At 39.9% G+C, this 16476-nt stretch carries 17 protein-coding genes and 1 pseudogene; 5 read left to right on the forward strand and 13 right to left on the reverse strand.

Going from position 1 to position 16476, the window contains the following annotated elements:
* Positions 1-45: 45 nt before the first annotated feature.
* The 3 genes from sdaAB to I2432_RS10070 are packed head-to-tail and all read left to right on the forward strand — an operon-like array spanning position 46 to position 2270.
* The gene (gene sdaAB, locus I2432_RS10060) at positions 46-717 is read left to right on the forward strand and encodes an L-serine ammonia-lyase, iron-sulfur-dependent subunit beta (RefSeq protein ID WP_206158827.1); all 672 of its coding nucleotides are present in this window, start codon (positions 46-48) and stop codon (positions 715-717) included.
* A gap of 11 nt (positions 718-728) precedes the next feature.
* Positions 729-1601: an L-serine ammonia-lyase, iron-sulfur-dependent, subunit alpha gene (sdaAA, locus tag I2432_RS10065; RefSeq protein ID WP_012516494.1), complete on the forward strand. Its 873-nt coding sequence runs from the start codon at positions 729-731 to the stop codon at positions 1599-1601.
* A 33-nt stretch (positions 1602-1634) separates the two neighbouring features.
* The gene (locus I2432_RS10070) at positions 1635-2270 is read left to right on the forward strand and encodes an HAD hydrolase-like protein (RefSeq protein WP_206158828.1); all 636 of its coding nucleotides are present in this window, start codon (positions 1635-1637) and stop codon (positions 2268-2270) included.
* A 61-nt stretch (positions 2271-2331) separates the two neighbouring features.
* Here the strand turns inward: I2432_RS10070 and I2432_RS10075 are convergent, their stop codons facing one another.
* The 8 genes from I2432_RS10075 to yfmF form a co-directional block, all read right to left on the reverse strand.
* Positions 2332-2943, reverse strand: a complete 612-nt coding sequence (locus I2432_RS10075) for a transglycosylase SLT domain-containing protein (RefSeq protein ID WP_037579670.1) — start codon at positions 2941-2943, stop codon at positions 2332-2334.
* Between the two features lie 254 nt (positions 2944-3197).
* Positions 3198-4007, reverse strand: a complete 810-nt coding sequence (locus I2432_RS10080) for an energy-coupling factor transporter transmembrane component T family protein (protein ID WP_206158830.1) — start codon at positions 4005-4007, stop codon at positions 3198-3200.
* Positions 4000-4842 (reverse strand): energy-coupling factor transporter ATPase, encoded by an 843-nt coding sequence (locus I2432_RS10085; RefSeq protein WP_206158832.1) that lies wholly within the window; start codon positions 4840-4842, stop codon positions 4000-4002. The genes I2432_RS10080 and I2432_RS10085 overlap by 8 nt, the downstream gene beginning before the upstream one ends.
* Positions 4818-5657, reverse strand: a complete 840-nt coding sequence (locus tag I2432_RS10090; RefSeq protein ID WP_206158834.1) for an energy-coupling factor ABC transporter ATP-binding protein — start codon at positions 5655-5657, stop codon at positions 4818-4820. Before I2432_RS10090 ends, I2432_RS10085 begins: the two co-directional genes overlap by 25 nt.
* Positions 5658-5659: 2 nt before the next feature.
* Positions 5660-6202 (reverse strand): CDP-diacylglycerol--glycerol-3-phosphate 3-phosphatidyltransferase, encoded by a 543-nt coding sequence (gene pgsA, locus I2432_RS10095; RefSeq protein ID WP_206158836.1) that lies wholly within the window; start codon positions 6200-6202, stop codon positions 5660-5662.
* Positions 6203-6214: 12 nt separating this feature from the next.
* On the reverse strand, positions 6215-7219 hold the full coding sequence (locus tag I2432_RS10100; RefSeq protein WP_014623681.1) for a helix-turn-helix domain-containing protein: 1005 nt from the start codon (positions 7217-7219) through the stop codon (positions 6215-6217).
* A 49-nt stretch (positions 7220-7268) separates the two neighbouring features.
* Positions 7269-8552 carry an EF-P 5-aminopentanol modification-associated protein YfmH gene (yfmH, locus tag I2432_RS10105; RefSeq protein ID WP_206158838.1) on the reverse strand — a complete coding sequence of 428 codons (1284 nt, stop codon included), beginning with the start codon at positions 8550-8552 and terminating at the stop codon, positions 7269-7271.
* A 1-nt stretch (position 8553) separates the two neighbouring features.
* Positions 8554-9798, reverse strand: coding sequence for an EF-P 5-aminopentanol modification-associated protein YfmF (gene yfmF / locus I2432_RS10110; protein ID WP_206158840.1), 1245 nt, complete (start codon positions 9796-9798; stop codon positions 8554-8556).
* A gap of 214 nt (positions 9799-10012) precedes the next feature.
* Here yfmF and yaaA point away from each other — a divergent pair, with 214 nt between their 5' ends.
* Entirely contained in the window at positions 10013-10426 is a 414-nt protein-coding gene (yaaA, locus tag I2432_RS10115) for a S4 domain-containing protein YaaA (RefSeq protein WP_111710909.1), read from the forward strand.
* 1 nt (position 10427) lies between these two features.
* Complete coding sequence (gene recF / locus I2432_RS10120) at positions 10428-11537, forward strand: DNA replication/repair protein RecF (protein ID WP_206158841.1); 1110 nt, start codon at positions 10428-10430, stop codon at positions 11535-11537.
* A 63-nt stretch (positions 11538-11600) separates the two neighbouring features.
* Here the strand turns inward: recF and I2432_RS10125 are convergent, their stop codons facing one another.
* The 5 genes and pseudogenes from I2432_RS10125 to I2432_RS10145 form a co-directional block, all read right to left on the reverse strand.
* The gene (locus I2432_RS10125; protein WP_115251446.1) at positions 11601-12464 is read right to left on the reverse strand and encodes a GRP family sugar transporter; all 864 of its coding nucleotides are present in this window, start codon (positions 12462-12464) and stop codon (positions 11601-11603) included.
* A 170-nt stretch (positions 12465-12634) separates the two neighbouring features.
* A pseudogene (locus tag I2432_RS10130) lies at positions 12635-15060 on the reverse strand (SA1320 family protein).
* Entirely contained in the window at positions 15044-15463 is a 420-nt protein-coding gene (locus I2432_RS10135) for a DUF1310 family protein (RefSeq protein ID WP_206158844.1), read from the reverse strand. Before I2432_RS10135 ends, I2432_RS10130 begins: the two are co-directional and overlap by 17 nt.
* On the reverse strand, positions 15460-15861 hold the full coding sequence (locus tag I2432_RS10140) for a DUF1310 family protein (RefSeq protein ID WP_206158846.1): 402 nt from the start codon (positions 15859-15861) through the stop codon (positions 15460-15462). Before I2432_RS10140 ends, I2432_RS10135 begins: the two co-directional genes overlap by 4 nt.
* Positions 15862-15934: 73 nt before the next feature.
* A complete protein-coding gene (locus tag I2432_RS10145) occupies positions 15935-16327 on the reverse strand; it encodes a DUF1310 family protein (RefSeq protein ID WP_115251451.1) in 393 nt (130 codons plus the stop codon).
* Positions 16328-16476: the final 149 nt, after the last annotated feature.

Below are 16476 nucleotides of genomic sequence, written 5' to 3' on the forward strand. Positions count from 1 at the left end.
AGCGATTTGTTATAATAAAAAGGATAAAAAGAGCATGGAGCATATATGAACACACAAAAATTTCAATCAGTTTTTGACATCATTGGACCAGTGATGATTGGACCATCGAGCAGTCATACCGCTGGTGCTGTTAGAATCGGAAAGGTTGTCCACTCCATTTTTGGAGAAATTCCTGATGAGGTGACCTTTCATCTATACAATTCATTTGCTAAGACCTATCAAGGCCATGGTACCGACAAGGCACTAGTAGCTGGTATTATGGGAATGGATACAAATAATCCAAGCATCAAGGATTCTCTTGAAATTGCTCATCAAAAGGGCATTAAAATTTATTGGGATATTTTAAAGGATAGCAATGCTCCCCACCCAAATACCGTAAAGATTAGTGTCAAAAAGGCTGATAAAACAATGAGCATTACAGGTGTGTCAATTGGAGGAGGAAACATTCAGGTCACCGAGCTAAATGGTTTTTCCGTTTCCTTATCGATGAATACTCCAACCTTAATTATTGTTCATCAAGATATTCCTGGAATGATTGCTAGGGTTACAGATATATTGTCAGCTAGTGATATTAATATCGCTCAAATGACTGTTACTCGAGAAAGTGCAGGTGAGAAAGCCATTATGATTATTGAGGTTGATTCTCGTGATTGTCAAGCTGCTGTCAAGCAGATTGCAACTATTCCCAACCTGCATAATGTCAATTTCTTTGACTAGAAAGGTATGTCATGTTTTACACAATTGAAGAGCTTGTCAAGCAAGCTGATGATAGATTTGATGGTAATGTAGCAGAGCTAATGATTGCTACAGAGGTTGAAATGACTGGCCGAAGCAGGGAAGAAATCCTATCTATCATGTCACAGCATTTACAGGTAATGAAGGATTCTGTTGTCAGCGGATTGACAGCAACCAAATCTATTAGCGGCTTAACTGGCGGTGATGCTCTTAAAATGGATCATTACATCAAAAAAGGAAAGGGGCTTTCAGATCAAACCATTTTAACAGCTGTGAGAAATGCTATGGCTGTCAATGAGTTAAATGCAAAAATGGGACTTGTTTGTGCAACACCGACTGCTGGAAGTGCGGGCTGTCTACCTGCTGTCCTTGCTGTTGCTATTGATAAGCTCAAGCTATCAGAAAAGGAGCAGCTGGACTTTCTCTTTACAGCAGGTGCCTTTGGCTTAGTCATTGGAAATAATGCCTCTATCTCTGGAGCAGAAGGAGGCTGTCAAGCCGAGGTGGGCTCTGCCTCTGCAATGAGTGCTGCAGCCCTTGTTAAGGCAGCAGGTGGTACTGCTTATCAGGCTAGCCAAGCGGTAGCCTTTGTGATCAAAAATCTATTGGGTTTGGTTTGTGATCCTGTTGCTGGCTTGGTCGAAGTTCCCTGTGTTAAGCGTAATGCATTAGGATCAAGCTTTGCTCTTGTTGCTGCTGATATGGCATTGGCTGATATTCAGTCACAAATTCCTGTAGATGAGGTCGTTGACGCCATGTATCAGGTTGGTGCCGCAATGCCAACAGCCTTTAAGGAGACAGCTGAGGGAGGATTAGCAGCAACCCCAACAGGTAGACGGTATAGTAAAGAGATTTTCGGAGACTAATATAATCACGTAAAGATAGACTGAGGAGACAGTATGAAAGCAATCCTATTTGACTTAGATGGTACTTTGGTGGATTCTAGTATAGGAATACTAAACGCCTTTGAATACACCTTTCAAAAAATGAAAATCCCTTGTCCTGATCATAGCATATTATCGTCTTATATCGGACCACCCTTAGAAGCAACCTTTTCAGCATTTTTCAAGGATCAGCATGATGTCGAGCTTGCTATAACACACTTTAGAGATTTTTATAAGGAATCAGGTATTTACCAAGCAAGGCTTTATCCTGAAATCACAGAGCTATTAGATACTCTCTCACAAAAAAACCTTGACCTTTATGTGACAACTAGTAAATATGAGCCTATGGCAAGGCAAATGCTTCAGGATTTAACAATTAGCCATTATTTCAAGGCTATCCTAGGCTCTATTCCTAATCGTTGCCACAAGTTGGATATCATCAAGGCATGCTTACAAGATTTTGCCATTAATAAAAAAGAGGCTATAATTGTCGGAGATACCAAATTTGATATGATTGGTGGCAAACAAGCAGGTATTGCAAGACTTGGTGTTACTTGGGGATTTGGTTGTCAAGAGGATTTACAAACACATGGCGCACAATACATTGGAGAAACACCCCAAGAGGTGATTGGGATTATCCAATCATTGTAAAGCGATACTAAAAACCTATCATCACACGAGATGATAGGTTTTTTAACGATGTTATCTGTTCTTAGTAGCCCCAAGCTGACAAGCCTTGTGCACGATAGGCATTTAAGGCTGAATTTACCTGATCCTGAACGGTTGCAGTTGATCCCCAGCCTGGCATGGTTTGGAATAAGCCTGAAGCACCTGAAGGATTAGCTGCGTTAGGATTTCCATTTGACTCGCGAGCGATAATGGCTTCCCAAGTAGCTTGTGGAACACCAGTAGCTGCTGCCATTTGAGCTGCTGCTTCGCTACCGATAGCCCCTGCGGTATTGCCGTTAGAAAGGACTACTCCATTGCTATAAGCCACTGGTGTAGCTGCATACTGAGCTTGAGGAGCAGCCTCTTGCACAGCAGGACTAGCTACCTCAGAAGCTACTGGTTCCTGAGCTGGTGCTACATCAGCAGAAGAAGCCTCTGCTTGCTCAGCTGGCTGCTCCTTGGTTGCAGCCTTTGCTGCTGTTGATTTTTTTGCTTTATGATGTTTCTTCACAACCTTAGTGTCAGAAGCTTTAGCATAGGAATCAGTGTTTACATTTTCACTTGAAAAAGCAAAGACTACTGCAAGTAAAGCAATAGCAGCTGCTACAATGCCAAAACTAACATAACGTTGTTTCAAAATGTCTTGTTTAAACATTAAATAAATACCTCACTTTTCTCTGCTATCCATATTAACTGTTAATTATTACTTGTCTATTTAAGATATATTAAAAATATTACAGCAATATTGATATTACAAGTTTTCTAGCCTGATATCAGTGTCTTTTGAGCTTAAAAAGCCCAAAATAAAAACAATGCCTAAGCTCAGCTCTGTGTAACAGATGATTTAAGCATTGTTATTATTAACGAATTCTAGTGCTACAGCCTAACAAATAGTTTGCTGTAATATAGCTAGGTGAGCCCTGAGGGGCTTTTTAAGTAGAAAAGGAAAATCCCCAAAATAACTACCAAAGCAATGGCTAGGGTGTCTTTTAATTGCCAGCTTAGCAGGCGGTATTTTGTTCGACTGTCACCGCCTTGATAGCCTCTAGCCTCCATAGCGATCGCTAAAGCGTCAGCTCTTTTAAAGCTTGAAGCAAAAAGAGGAATCAAAATAGGGATAATCGACTTTACCTTTTGAATAAGATTGCCTTCTCCAAAATCAACACCTCGCGCTTTTTGCGCATTCATAATACGAGTTGTATCGTCCATCAAGGTTGGAACAAACCGTAAGCTCAAAGACAACATCAAACCGATCTCATGGGCAGGTACCTTAAACCTAACTAAAGGCTTCAACAGCGCTTCGACAGCATCAGATAAGCTTAGTGGGGTGGTGGTTAGGGTTAACAGCGTGGAAAAGAAAATAATCAAAACAAATCGCATGAAAATCAAAATGGCTTGACTTAATCCCAAGCTTGTTATCTTAATTATTCCAAGCTGAAAAAGAACTGATCCTCCCTGTGTAAAAAAAACTTGAAAAAGCGTTGTAAATAGGATAATACCAATCATAGGCTTAACACCATTGAAAAAGAAAGACCATTTTATCTGTGACAAGAAAATCAGCAGCAAGGTAAATGCTAACAGCAAAAGATTAGTTACCACATTATTGGCCCAAAAAATAATGATAATATAGATAATCATAGCAAGCAGCTTGCTTCTTGGATCAAGCCGATGAATAATTGAATTCCCAGGAATATAGCGACCAAGAATGAGTTTATCCATGCTTTAATACCTCTCTTAATTCCTCCAAAGTAATGGGTAAATAGGGTAAATCAAAGCCTTGCTTAGCCAGGCATTGGGCAAAGGCTGTCACCTTAGGGACACCTAATTGCTTTTCTTTTAGCAAATCAATGTGTTGAAAAATAGCCTTTGGCTGACCTGATAAGATGATTTTACCAGCCTCAAGGACATAAACAAAATCAGCATAATCAGCAACATCGTCCATCAGATGTGTTACCAGTACAATGGTCATACCTGATTGATGGAGCGATTTAAAAAGACTCATTAATTCCTTTCGCCCTTTGGGATCAAGCCCAGCAGTAGGCTCATCTAACACCAAAATATCCGGCTGCATCGCAAGAATACCCGCAATAGCAACCCTGCGCATCTGCCCACCAGAAAGCTCAAATGGATTTTTACCAAATAGCTCCTCTGAAATCCCTACTAGGGTTAATTTTTCACGCGCTAAAACTTCCGCCTCTTTCTGAGAAACACCGAAATTTTGTGGTCCAAAGGCAACGTCCTTCAAAACAGTTTCCTCAAAAAGCTGGCTCTCAGGAAATTGAAAGACTAGACCAACCTGCTTACGAATAGGCTTAATATCTTTATTTTTTGACTGACTAGTTATCTCCTTGCCTGCTACCGTAACCCTGCCGGTGGTCGGCAGATGCAAGCCATTTAAGAGCTGCATAATCGTTGACTTGCCTGAGCCAGTATGACCAATAAAAGCCGTATAAGAGCCGTCTACAATATCAAGATTAACGTCAAAAAGGGCACGCCCCTCAAAGGGTGTCCCTGCTTGATACGTGTAGCTTACATTTTGGAAATGAATTGACATAGCTGTTCCTCTAATTCCTTTTCTGTGAGATAGGCTCCCTGTATAGGGTAGCCGTCCTTTTTTAGCATATTAACAACAGAAGTTGTAAAAGGAATATCTAAACCTAGATTGATCAACTGATTGCCCCTAGCAAATAGCTCCTGTGGAGTTGAGACAGACTCAACACGCCCATTGTTCATCACCAAAGCTCGATCACTAAGAGCCACCTCATCAAGATCATGTGTAATAGATATAACAGTTAGTTGGTATTCTTGTCTAATAGATTGAATTGTCCGAATCAGCTCCAGACGCCCCTTTGGATCCAGCATACTGGTTGCTTCATCTAAAATGATGATCATTGGCCGCATGGCAACAGCACCTGCAATAGCAACCCGCTGCTTTTGACCACCTGATAATCTGGAAGGCTCCTTATCCTTAAAAGCCTCCATACCGACCAGCTGCAACGCCTGATGAACACGCTCTATCATCTCTTGATGGGAAACACCTTTGTTTTCAAGACCAAAAGCAACGTCATCTTCGACAGTTGCACCAACAAATTGGTTATCAGGATTTTGAAACACCATGCCAATTTTATGACGAATGTCCCAGACATTGTCCTCTGTAAGAAGATCACCATCAACAAAAATCTGGCCAGCTTCTGCTTTCAATAGCCCATCAATTAACCTAACAACGGTTGACTTGCCTGAGCCATTATGCCCAATGATAGACAACCACTCGCCTTGTTTCACATGAAACGTCACATCATCTAGGGTACATCGCTCCTGGTCCTGCTTATACTTAAATGTAAGATTCTTAACTTCAATAATATTTGACATTGTTATTTAAAGGTATCCTTAAAAAGAAAGCTTGCTCCTTTGAAATAATCGTAACCTGAATAAATCGTAAACAATAGAGCAATATACAGCAAAACAGTGCCTAAAACAGTCCAATGACACAGTAAAAAAATGATGGAAAGCATCTGTGCTACTGTTTTGATCTTACCAGGCATAGCAGCCGCTAGGACCTCACCTCCAGTCTCAACCAGTAGCAAACGAAGTCCTGTAACAGCTAGCTCACGACAGATAATAACCGCTGACACCCAAGCCGGTACCAGCTCTAAGCCCACTAACATAATAAAAGCACTCATGACAAGCATCTTGTCTGCCAACGGATCAGCAAATTTACCAAAATTAGTAACAATCTGCCACTTACGTGCAAGGTAACCATCTAAATAATCGGTCAGGCTTGCCACTGCAAAAATAATCGCTGCAAAAGTATGCCAACCGACTGTCTTTGACAAAGAAGTGATCAACAAAAACAATGGAATCATGACGATACGGGCTAGAGTTAACAAGTTGGGAATATTTTCTTTTTTGATCATGCTTATACCTTATTATTGTATCTTCAGTGTGATATAGCTGATATCAGTGCTTGTCATTGCTGATAAATCTAGGGGCTGACCATCAATTGCTACTGAAACACCCTTTGTTACGCCTAGTGTCAACAAAGATTCTGTTGTCTCAGCAGGCAAGGTAGTAGAATAAGATGGATTGTCCTTTGTTAGGGTCATACCAGCCTCACCAATTTCCGAATTAGTGAGGGAAATCCAACTGCTCTCAGCATCAGTTAGCGACACTGTAACATCAACAGCTTCTTTTGATTTAGTAATATTAGCAATCAAGTAATTCTCTGCGCCCTCTGTTGTGATCACCGTCTTAGGCTCAGATGAGCTGGACGCTGTTGAGTGACTGCTTTGTGATGATTTAAGAAAAGACATCTCAGCCTCTTTTGCTTTTTGACCTTTATCAAATTGCTTCCAAACAGCAAAGCCAATAACACCAACAATAGCCACAGCAATAAGACCTAGTAAGGCTGATGGAAAGGCTGATTTTTTCGTTTTAGCACTATTTCCATAGCGACTTAGTCTTGAAGCACTGGTCTCTCTAGTCCGTCTATGGTCAGTAGCCTTAAAGTGACTAGCTGTAGGAGCTGATTTGCTTGAGGATAGTGACGTCTTGACAGGAATCACTAGGGTTTCTGGTTGAGTCCTTGAAGGCTCTGGTTGAGCTATTTTTTCAGAATAGCTATTCTCTTGTAGCCTTTTTTTGCTGAGCTTTTCTTCAACGATTTGTGTGACTGATGGTGTACCTGTTTCCTTTTTAAAGCTCACCTGCAGCTGATACAAGCGTTTTAAGCTATCAAAGTCTAAGCCAACAATATCAGCATATTGCTTTAGAAAATGACCAAACTTTTCTTCTGGAATGATTTTGAACTGGTCAAGCTCCATTGCCAATAGATAATGCGAGGAAATGCCAGTTTTAGCTTCAATTTCGTCTAATGTTATGTTTTTTCCGACACGTGTTTCTCTTAATAATTCACCGAGACTTGTTTCTCTCATACGAGTACCTCAAAAATATTGTAATAAGACCATTATAACAGATTTTAAGCTATTTGGGAAAGACTGTAAAATCTGAAGTAGCTGCATGCTCAAAAAACAAGCTTCCTATTTCGATAATATCCTTTAAAGCTAGGGTCTCAATAATCCTAGGAATATCAAAATAGGTCTCTTGCTCTGATAAATGAAGGCTAAATTGGCTTGCCAGCTGATCAATAGCGTCTAAGCTTTGCATAAAATCCCCATACATTTCCTTTTTCACTAGCTCTAAGTGCTTCTCATTAACGTCTCTTGAGCATCTAAAATCGGAAATCTTTTTTCTAATGCTGTTAGACATTGCAATAGGCTGACTAGTATCTGAAGAAATCAATACAAATTGGAAATCCCTTTGAATGTCAACCTCTATATCAAAGGAGTCGTCTATCTTGCCCTTTTCATACCAATCCTGATAGGCTTTTGACGTCCAGCCAAGGAGCATCGCTAGGAGCAGTCTAAGAGCTACCTGATAGGTGAGTAGAGAATACTCGCTTGACATTAGCTGACCGCGAAAGCCGACTGCTAATTTGGCAGTCGCAACGTCCATATCAATAGATCTAGACTTGATCACAGGATAGTAGGTCAATGGAGCTACCTGTACATCATACTGCGTCTGACTTGGTTGACTATATTGAAAGGCTTCAATAGCTGTAAAGATTTCTTCAATGTCAATATCGCCAATAATCGTTAAGACCATGTTAGAAGGGTGGTAAAAATAAGCATGGCTGTCAGCCAATAAAGAGCCTGTAATGTCCCTGATAGACTCCTTGGTCCCAGCAATATCAACAGCTAAGTTGGTATTGGGAAAGAGGTTCTGTAAGATACCACTGTAAGCCTGATAATCAGGATCGTCCTGATACATCTCAATTTCTTGGGTGATAATATGTTTTTCACGATTAACCGACTCCTCTGTAAAGCTAGGAGCTGCTACAAATTCCTGCAAAAGTCTCAGACTTTCTTGCCATTCATTGACAGTTGAAAAGAAATAGCTCGTTTTATCAAAGGTTGTAAAGGCATTTGTTTCTGATCCTAACTGTGTAAATGTAAGAGCAATATCATTACCGTCTTTATCCTCAAATAGCTTATGCTCTAAGAAATGAGCAACACCTGGCGGTAAGTCAACCCTTTGACAACCAACTGTAAAACTTGTATCAAGAGAACCAAAATGAGCAGTCAGCATGGCTGTTTTCTCAGAATAGCCCTCCCTTTTTATCAAATAAACCCTTAAACCATTTGCCAGTTGACCGTAGTGTAAGGTCTCTTTAATGCTGGGATAGTCTTTTTTCAGTAGTGGTGTCATCTTATTTTCCCTCTAAAAAATATACAGCTTGCAGCTTGAGCAGGTTAGCTGTCCTGACAATATCTAGCTTGCTAACCTTGTCAATCTCGTCAATCCAGCTTGACAAAGTATAGGAAGGATCTATATAAGATCTCATATATTCCAGCTCGATCAAGGCTTTACTATTATCCTCAGATAGCAAGGCATTGTTTTTTAGCATCAGCTTTGTCTTCTTGACAAGGCTGCTTGAAAAGCGCCCCATCTTGATGTCATTGAGCTCTTTAACCATTAGCTGCAGGGCTCTTGTCCGGTGCTGTCTATCTATGCCAGCATAAGCCTCAAACAAGCCTGTGTAAACATCAAATCGACTGCCAATATTATAGGCCAGCCCCTCCTTCTCACGAATTTGAGTAAAGAAGCGAGAATGCGTAAAGGCTCCTAATAGACCATTTAACACAACTAAGGCATAATACTCTGCTTGCCCATAAACCAGCGGAAAATGATAGGCTAACTCTAAAACAGACTGATTAAGCTGCTTTTGCTCGACTAATTCGTTGACAACATTGACAGGCTGCTGTAAATAAAAGAAATCTAGCTTTTTCCTGCGTCCCTCAAAGGGAAATTGATGTAACAACTGTACCATACGATAGTCATCAAAATCACCAAGGATAAAAATATCAATCTGATCCTCATTCAACATTTTATGAAATTCTTGATAGCTTGTGTAGGCTGTTTCCTTAGCAATTAACTCAGAACTACCATATTTTGACAGCTGCAGGCTATCATTAGCATAAAACAATTGCTTGGCTTTTAGGGCACTATAATAAAAGGAATCCTCCTTATCTGCCTCGACATAGGTCATCAAATGTCTTTTTTCGATGTCAAATAGTTTGGGCTGGTACTGAGCCACTGATAACAAGGGAGAAAAAAGGATATCCTTTAGAAATTGAATCATTTCGTCTAGAAGCTTCTCCCCATAAAAAGCATACTGATCCTGAATAAAGGTAATGTCAATATCCACAATATGAACCAAACCCTTGGTTGACACATGGGTTGACAGGCTTGCTCCATACATTTGTGCTAATTTTTCTCTAAATTGCTTGGCAGTAGGATAGGTATCGTTAGCCGTTGCTAACATTTGAGCTACTAAGACTCTCTTTGCTACCGTTTTTTGATTAAAATCACCTGAAAAGCGAAACGTTATCTGATTCGTTTTAAATGTTTTGTTTTTTATCAGATGAAGCTGAACTCCCTGAATAAGTTTCATAATATTTCCTTATTAATAAATGTGTGATCTCTAGAATTATACCATTTTTATCGCTATTCGTTGAGTGTTAACATCAGTCTGCTAGCCTATTTTGACTCTTTATCAGAATGCTATCCTGTGGCTATAGTCTAGACTTTAGAAGGTCAGCATTTCAGCATTATTGTTTAGTGGCTTTTTATGCTATAATGACTTGAATGATAAATTGGAGATGACTATGACATACACACTATTTACTGACTTTATTACCCTACAAGCTTTATTAAAGGAGCAAGGTATTATCCAAAGTGGTGGTGCCATTAAAGGTTTTTTAGCTCAAACAGAGGTTTTTTTAAATGGTCAAGAGGAACAACGACGTGGCAAGAAGCTAAGGGTCGGTGACGTCATCACCATTCCATCACAGCACATCAGGATTGAGCTTGTAGCGCCTAGTCAGGCCGAAAAAACAGCCTATGAAGCTGAAAAGGCAGAAAAAGAGCGAGTTGCTAAGATGGTTAAACAAATGAATCAGCAGGCTAAAAAAGCACAGACCAAGCAAGCTGCTGCTACCAAAAGCAAGCATGGACAAGCTATCTCAGCTGTAAAAGCTAAGGCTAATCAACAAAAGCCTATTCGCTTCCCAGGATTGTAGCATGTGGATCAAAGAACTAAACCTCACCCATTACCGTAATTATCAACAAGCCTCAGCAGCCTTTTCACCAGGCTTGAATGTTTTCATTGGTGACAATGCGCAAGGAAAAACAAACTTTCTTGAAGCTATTTATTTTTTGTCAGTAACAAGAAGTCATCGCACCAAATCTGATAAGGACTTAATCTACTTTGACGAAAGGGATTGCTCTATATCTGGAACTCTTGAGCGCCTTAGTGGTCGTGTTCAGCTAGAAATACTACTGTCTGATAAAGGACGGATCACCAAGATTAACACCCTAAAGCAGGCAAAGCTTTCTGATTATATCGGAGCAATGATGGTGGTCCTCTTTGCTCCTGAGGATCTACAGCTGGTCAAAGGCTCTCCTAGTCTTAGACGAAAATTTATGGACATTGACTTAGGTCAGATAAAGCCTGTTTACTTATCAGATTTGTCACATTACAATCATGTCCTAAAGCAGCGAAACGCCTATCTCAAAAGTGTTCATCAGCTTGATAATGACTTTTTATCTGTGTTAGATGAGCAGCTGGTTACCTACGGGAGTCGTGTAATGGCGCATCGGTTGGCGTTTGTTCAATCACTAGCAAAAGAGGCAAACAAGCATCATCAAGCTATCTCTAATGGCCTAGAGAAGCTTTCGATCTCCTATCAAGCCTCTGTGAGCTTTGAGCACCAGCAAGAGATTTATCAGCAATTCATGAACCAGCTCAAAACCACTCATCAAAGAGATTTCTTGAGAAAAAATACTGGTGTTGGCCCCCACCGCGATGATCTGATCTTTTATATTAATGGCATGAACGCTAATTTTGCTAGTCAAGGCCAGCATCGGAGCCTGATTTTATCACTGAAAATGGCAGAGGTTAGTCTGATGAAGCAATTAACAGGTGACAACCCTATTCTTCTACTTGACGATGTTATGAGTGAGTTAGACAATATCAGGCAAACAAAGCTTCTGGAGGCTGTCAAAAAAGAAAATGTTCAAACCTTTATCACAACAACTAGCTTAGAGCATTTGTCTCAGCTACCCAAGGACATTAGTCTCTTTAAGGTTAATAAAGGGACGATTGCACTAGATTCTGTCATGATTGATTAACTGAGTAAACCAAAAAAGGGCACCTTAATCGTGGCCCTTTTTATGGTTAAATCAGTTGACACTCTATGACTTGACGATACCTAAGAGGATAGCGCCAACAATAAAGCAAAGGATACCTGTAATAACCCAGCGCATCTCTTTTTTTGTTTTTGTCTCGCCTAAGAATAAAATACCTCCGACAATAGAGATAATAGCGCCCAATTGTGAAAAGCTAAAAGCAATTGCCAGACCAGCCTTTGAGGCTGCTAGCAGCATGAAGATATTTCCAACTCCCCAAAGCAAGCCAACAACACTGTTTTTGATAACATACTGGTCAAACGATACCTTAAACGACATAAACATGGCTGCACCAAGCACCATGCCCACTGCCATCGGTAAAATAACCGACAACACATCAAATTTCATAATGTTATTGAACAACACAGCATACATCACATAGCCGGTTGTTGAGTAGGTTAAGGCTCTAAAGCCCTTTGAAAAATCATGCAATTGATTACTTGCTGCATTCGTCTCGTCCTGCTTGCTTGAAAAATAAAAACCAACAATCAAAAGAAGTAAGGCAATCGTACCAACGACAAATTGAATAGGCTTGGTCCACTCATGAAAGACCAGCACACCAATCAGACTACCTAAAACTAGCTGAGAGCCACTAGACAAGGGATTTGCTACTGAAACACCCATATACTGCATGGCATGAAATTGCCCAGTCTGACCAACAGACCAGATAACACCACCTAAAATCCCAAAAATCCAGAGCTTCATAGACATCTCAGGTCTGACCACTAGCCAAACAACTAGAGCAAATAGCAAAGCTCCTAGGGTCATCCCAAAGGTCTGCTGTGAGGGTTTACCGCCAATTTTATTACTAATAAAGCCAATACTTCCCCATGCAAACATTGGGACAAGTGCAAATAAAATACCTTCCAAATTTACATCTCCTTTACAATAAGTTGACACATGATGTTAACGATAAAAGTGCTTTCATACGGAGAATTATTATAGCCTATTTCCTTAGAAAATACAATAACATGATGTAAAAAATCATCTGCTCATACGCTTCTCCCTAAAAAGGTGTCAAAGTAACTGACAGAGCTTATTTACTGCAATGCTAGAGGATTATTTAATGAAAACCGTTTAGCCTTATAGCTAGCTCTAGCTGGAGCTTTGTTAGGGACTTTTGTGACCTGAGTTCCAAAGCAATCAGCAACTAGCTGACTGAAATAGCCTAAGCGTTTGAGGAATAGAGCAAGATGATTAACCATAGCACTAGCTGCTTGACCGGACATGCTTGCTTCTATGGTAGTTTTGACAAAGGATAGCTCAACGATGATTTTATCCAGCAGTCTGCCAACCATCTTTTGACTAGTGATGATGTCATCTAAATCAAGAGCGCTGTAAACTCCTTTTTCGATCAATCGACTGAGATCTCCATGCAAGTTTTGAAGCCGATGCCTTGCGGTATTGACTCGCTGTATCGTATCAGTCAATGCCGGTACTAGAGGACATACCTCAGCTCTGGCAGAAGCAATACCGGATCTTATGCGGCAAGGATATAAAGCACCCAGATTTCCCCAATAGCTCCTTGTCGTTGTAGAGGTTTCATCTTTGATTTCTGTTCGTTCAACATAAACCCTATCTGAAAAACGTCTGTCTAACACTGTTACAATATCCTTAAAGGTATTCACCTCAGTAGTCCAATAATCAAGTGTATCAAATAGCCTTGAAAAGGTTGACGCATAAACAGAGGCAACCTTTCTGGAATAGTCCCGACTCTTTTGTTCCACCTGCTCATCAAAGGCTTGGAGAATATCTCTGACATCATCTAAAAGACCTGTTCTTTCTAAGTAAGCATCATAGCTGCTAGGGACACTGACGACATCAGCACTTCCTTGAAATTGGCCATTTTTTAGGCTGTTACCTAGCCAGTTATCTGTAGCTGTGACATTTTGTGATACCCCTAGGATCAGCTCACTGGTATTGATTATCATTTTTTCCAGCTCTATGATATCCTGTAATTCCACGCTAAATACCTCTTTTAAGGAATCACTAATACCGTCAACTTTACTTTCACGTAAACCTGTTCCTTCAAAGGTCTTATCACTCTCCTTCAATAGCTGACGACTGGCCTCATCAATAATCTGCCAAGATTTCAAAAGGGTCGAGCGACCGATAATACTATCAATCCAGCCTGACTTTTCATGCTGAGCAGATGAGGCAAGCTGAAGCGACTTTGTGTTTAAGCTCGCTAATTCTGAATCATACATGGCCAGATTGAGGCGATTATTATTCACATATGGGATCTCATCATAGGAAAAGGGATAGTCTAGGCTAGCCGAATGAGACAGCATATCAAACAAGTCCTGCTGACCAACTAATCTCTCCAAAGAGCTTTGCAGGCTATTAAAGGTATCGGTTAGGCCATTTGTAGCAAGCAGGGCTTTGATGTTTTCTGAAACTCGCTTTTTCCTCTCTTCAAAGGAGTCTTTTATGGCATCATTTTTTGCCTGACATTTTTCAGTAATGTGGCGAATCGTTTGCAGGTCGCCTAATATAGAGGATTGAAGGTTTTGTGCAAGGTTAGTCAGGACACCAGCATTGATGACAATCGTTTGCTTATCAGAAAGCACACCGTATCGAGCCGATGTTGACGCATCAAAGTAATTTCTAAAGCCTAAGTACAGCTCCTCTACCTTAGTGTCTAATCGGTTATCGATGTCAATATCAATAGGCAACAGGACATTAGCATGAACAAACCGACCATTTACGTCTGTCATGTTGCCATATTGATCATACTGATAGCCATGCCACATATGCTGTAAGACTATATCATTGACCTTTTTTGTATTGACAACAAAGACCTGACCGACTGCTCCCTCCTTTTGGTCAAAGCCCATACCAATGATGTCATGCGGATCCACATAGTTGTAAATGCGGTCATGCAAGAGCTTTGCACGTTTTCTTTGATACTCATTAAGCACACGATAGGTGTTGGGGCCATTATAGATATAGACTCCAGAGATACGAGATAAGTTTTTATCACTAACAGAGGTAACGCCGTACTGAACTGTCATGGAGCCTAGCGAATGACCATAAAACTCAAATGTTGCGTTAGGGTATTGCTTTAATGTCTTATTGGTAAAGGTTGCTGCCTTTCGGAGCTGAGCTGTCCCTTTAGTTGGTGTCTGGTCCGGTAAAAGAATGCGCATAGCCATAGGCAAATCATTGCCTACCCAATCTGCAACCACATCTACTGGGTGTTTCTGCCACTGGTCTGGGCCAGTAGAGCCCCGGTACAGCATGGTGACATGCTTGACCTGAGCATAGTCTGCCTTGGTAGGATAAGGGGAAGCTTGACATCTGTCACGACATAGGCTTGAAAACCTGATATCGAATCCTCTATCTGAGACACATAACCGATGAAGAATTTAGAGTTACTATCTTTAACAATAACCGGTGAACCTACTGTATGTTCTTCATATCCCTCTGCCGCAATTTCTTTTCTTTGTTCATCTGTAAAAATCATCAATCAATCCCTCTTTTTCTAATAACTTTTCTAGTTTTTCGGAATAGTATATGCTAGCAATCTCCAAATCTCTTTCCCAATTACGCCGATCAAGACGAACCCTTAAGTAAGTATCAGGATCATTATTAATAATCAGGTGAATGGAAAAGCCTCCCATTGGATTAATAAAGAGTGAGTCTGAGTCGATAGTGTAGGACTTAATAAGCCCTTCATCTGTTAGGGCTTGGGGATCCATTGATATTAGCTCCTGTTCATACATTTCAATCACTTCTTTACTATGCGCGTTTTTGAGCTCTACCTGTTTGATTTGGTTATAGATATCCATTCTATGCTTTACCTCCATGCCAAGAATAAGTACAAGAGCACCAACAATAAATACAATAAGTTTTAACAATGTTTTCATCTCTCCACTCCTTTTAGTAGTTTTTCTAACTTTTCTGAGCGATAACTACTATCAATTTCCAAATTTCTTTCCATATCATATCTACCAAGGCCAACTCTCAAGTAAATATCTGGATCATCATTGATAATCAGGTGAATGGAAAAGCCCCCCATTGGATTAATAAAGAGTGAATCTGAGTCGATAGTGTAGGACTTGATAAGCCCTTCATCTGTTAGGGCCTGGGAGTCCAATCTTTTTAACTTCTTTTCATAAATGTCTATCGCTTCTTTACTATGCGCGTTTTTGAGCTCTACCTGCTTGATTTGATCGTATATATCCATTCTATGCTTTACTTCCATGCCAAGCATAAGTACAAGAGTACCAACAATAAATACAATGAGTTTTAACAATGCTTTCATAACCATGCTCCTTTTCATGAAAATTATATTGTTCTTGGTACAATCAATTGTTTCTGATAGCCTGTCATAATCATTACCTATCTAACAATTCTTGTAATTCTGGCGACAAAGAGGATCCTCCCACGCATAAATCTCTCATTGGTGTATTCCACATTAAACTCATTCGATACTTATACTTTGGATTTTTGTTTATATGTAAAGCAACGGAAAAGCCTCCCATTGGATTAAGAGTTATTGAGTCTAAATCAATAGAATAGGATTTAATAGTCCCTTCATTTGTCAATGCATTTGGGTCCAACCATTTTAACTCCTGTTCATAAATCACAATTGCTTCTTTACTTTGGGCAATTTTTATCTCCTCCTGCTTGATTTGATCGTATATATCCATTCTATGCTTTACTTCCATGCCAAGCATAATGACAATAACACCAACAATAAGCAGACTGATCTTTAAAAACCTATTCATGTCTATACTCCTATATCATTCCTATACTTATCGATAAATTCCCAGAAATAAATGGAATCATTTTGGTATATTTCTTTTTAATTTAACTATTTAATAATATTATTTTAACATGATTTCTATATTTCACAATATTTCATATCTATTTAAGT

Source organism: Streptococcus equi subsp. zooepidemicus (assembly GCF_015689395.1).
Lineage (GTDB): Bacteria > Bacillota > Bacilli > Lactobacillales > Streptococcaceae > Streptococcus > Streptococcus equi.

What these genes read in the sequence shown, in the direction of transcription:
- recF (WP_206158841.1), top strand. Translation starts at nt 10,428, where the DNA reads ATGTGGATCAAAGAACTAAACCTCACCCATTACCGTAATTATCAACAA.
- yfmF (WP_206158840.1), bottom strand. Translation starts at nt 9,798, where the DNA reads ATGAAACTTATTCAGGGAGTTCAGCTTCATCTGATAAAAAACAAAACA.
- I2432_RS10070 (WP_206158828.1), top strand. Translation starts at nt 1,635, where the DNA reads ATGAAAGCAATCCTATTTGACTTAGATGGTACTTTGGTGGATTCTAGT.
- sdaAA (WP_012516494.1), top strand. Translation starts at nt 729, where the DNA reads ATGTTTTACACAATTGAAGAGCTTGTCAAGCAAGCTGATGATAGATTT.
- sdaAB (WP_206158827.1), top strand. Translation starts at nt 46, where the DNA reads ATGAACACACAAAAATTTCAATCAGTTTTTGACATCATTGGACCAGTG.
- yfmH (WP_206158838.1), bottom strand. Translation starts at nt 8,552, where the DNA reads ATGACACCACTACTGAAAAAAGACTATCCCAGCATTAAAGAGACCTTA.
- I2432_RS10140 (WP_206158846.1), bottom strand. Translation starts at nt 15,861, where the DNA reads ATGAAAGCATTGTTAAAACTCATTGTATTTATTGTTGGTACTCTTGTA.
- I2432_RS10085 (WP_206158832.1), bottom strand. Translation starts at nt 4,842, where the DNA reads ATGTCAATTCATTTCCAAAATGTAAGCTACACGTATCAAGCAGGGACA.
- yaaA (WP_111710909.1), top strand. Translation starts at nt 10,013, where the DNA reads ATGACATACACACTATTTACTGACTTTATTACCCTACAAGCTTTATTA.
- I2432_RS10090 (WP_206158834.1), bottom strand. Translation starts at nt 5,657, where the DNA reads ATGTCAAATATTATTGAAGTTAAGAATCTTACATTTAAGTATAAGCAG.
- I2432_RS10135 (WP_206158844.1), bottom strand. Translation starts at nt 15,463, where the DNA reads ATGAAAACATTGTTAAAACTTATTGTATTTATTGTTGGTGCTCTTGTA.
- I2432_RS10145 (WP_115251451.1), bottom strand. Translation starts at nt 16,327, where the DNA reads ATGAATAGGTTTTTAAAGATCAGTCTGCTTATTGTTGGTGTTATTGTC.
- I2432_RS10080 (WP_206158830.1), bottom strand. Translation starts at nt 4,007, where the DNA reads ATGGATAAACTCATTCTTGGTCGCTATATTCCTGGGAATTCAATTATT.
- pgsA (WP_206158836.1), bottom strand. Translation starts at nt 6,202, where the DNA reads ATGATCAAAAAAGAAAATATTCCCAACTTGTTAACTCTAGCCCGTATC.
- I2432_RS10075 (WP_037579670.1), bottom strand. Translation starts at nt 2,943, where the DNA reads ATGTTTAAACAAGACATTTTGAAACAACGTTATGTTAGTTTTGGCATT.
- I2432_RS10100 (WP_014623681.1), bottom strand. Translation starts at nt 7,219, where the DNA reads ATGAGAGAAACAAGTCTCGGTGAATTATTAAGAGAAACACGTGTCGGA.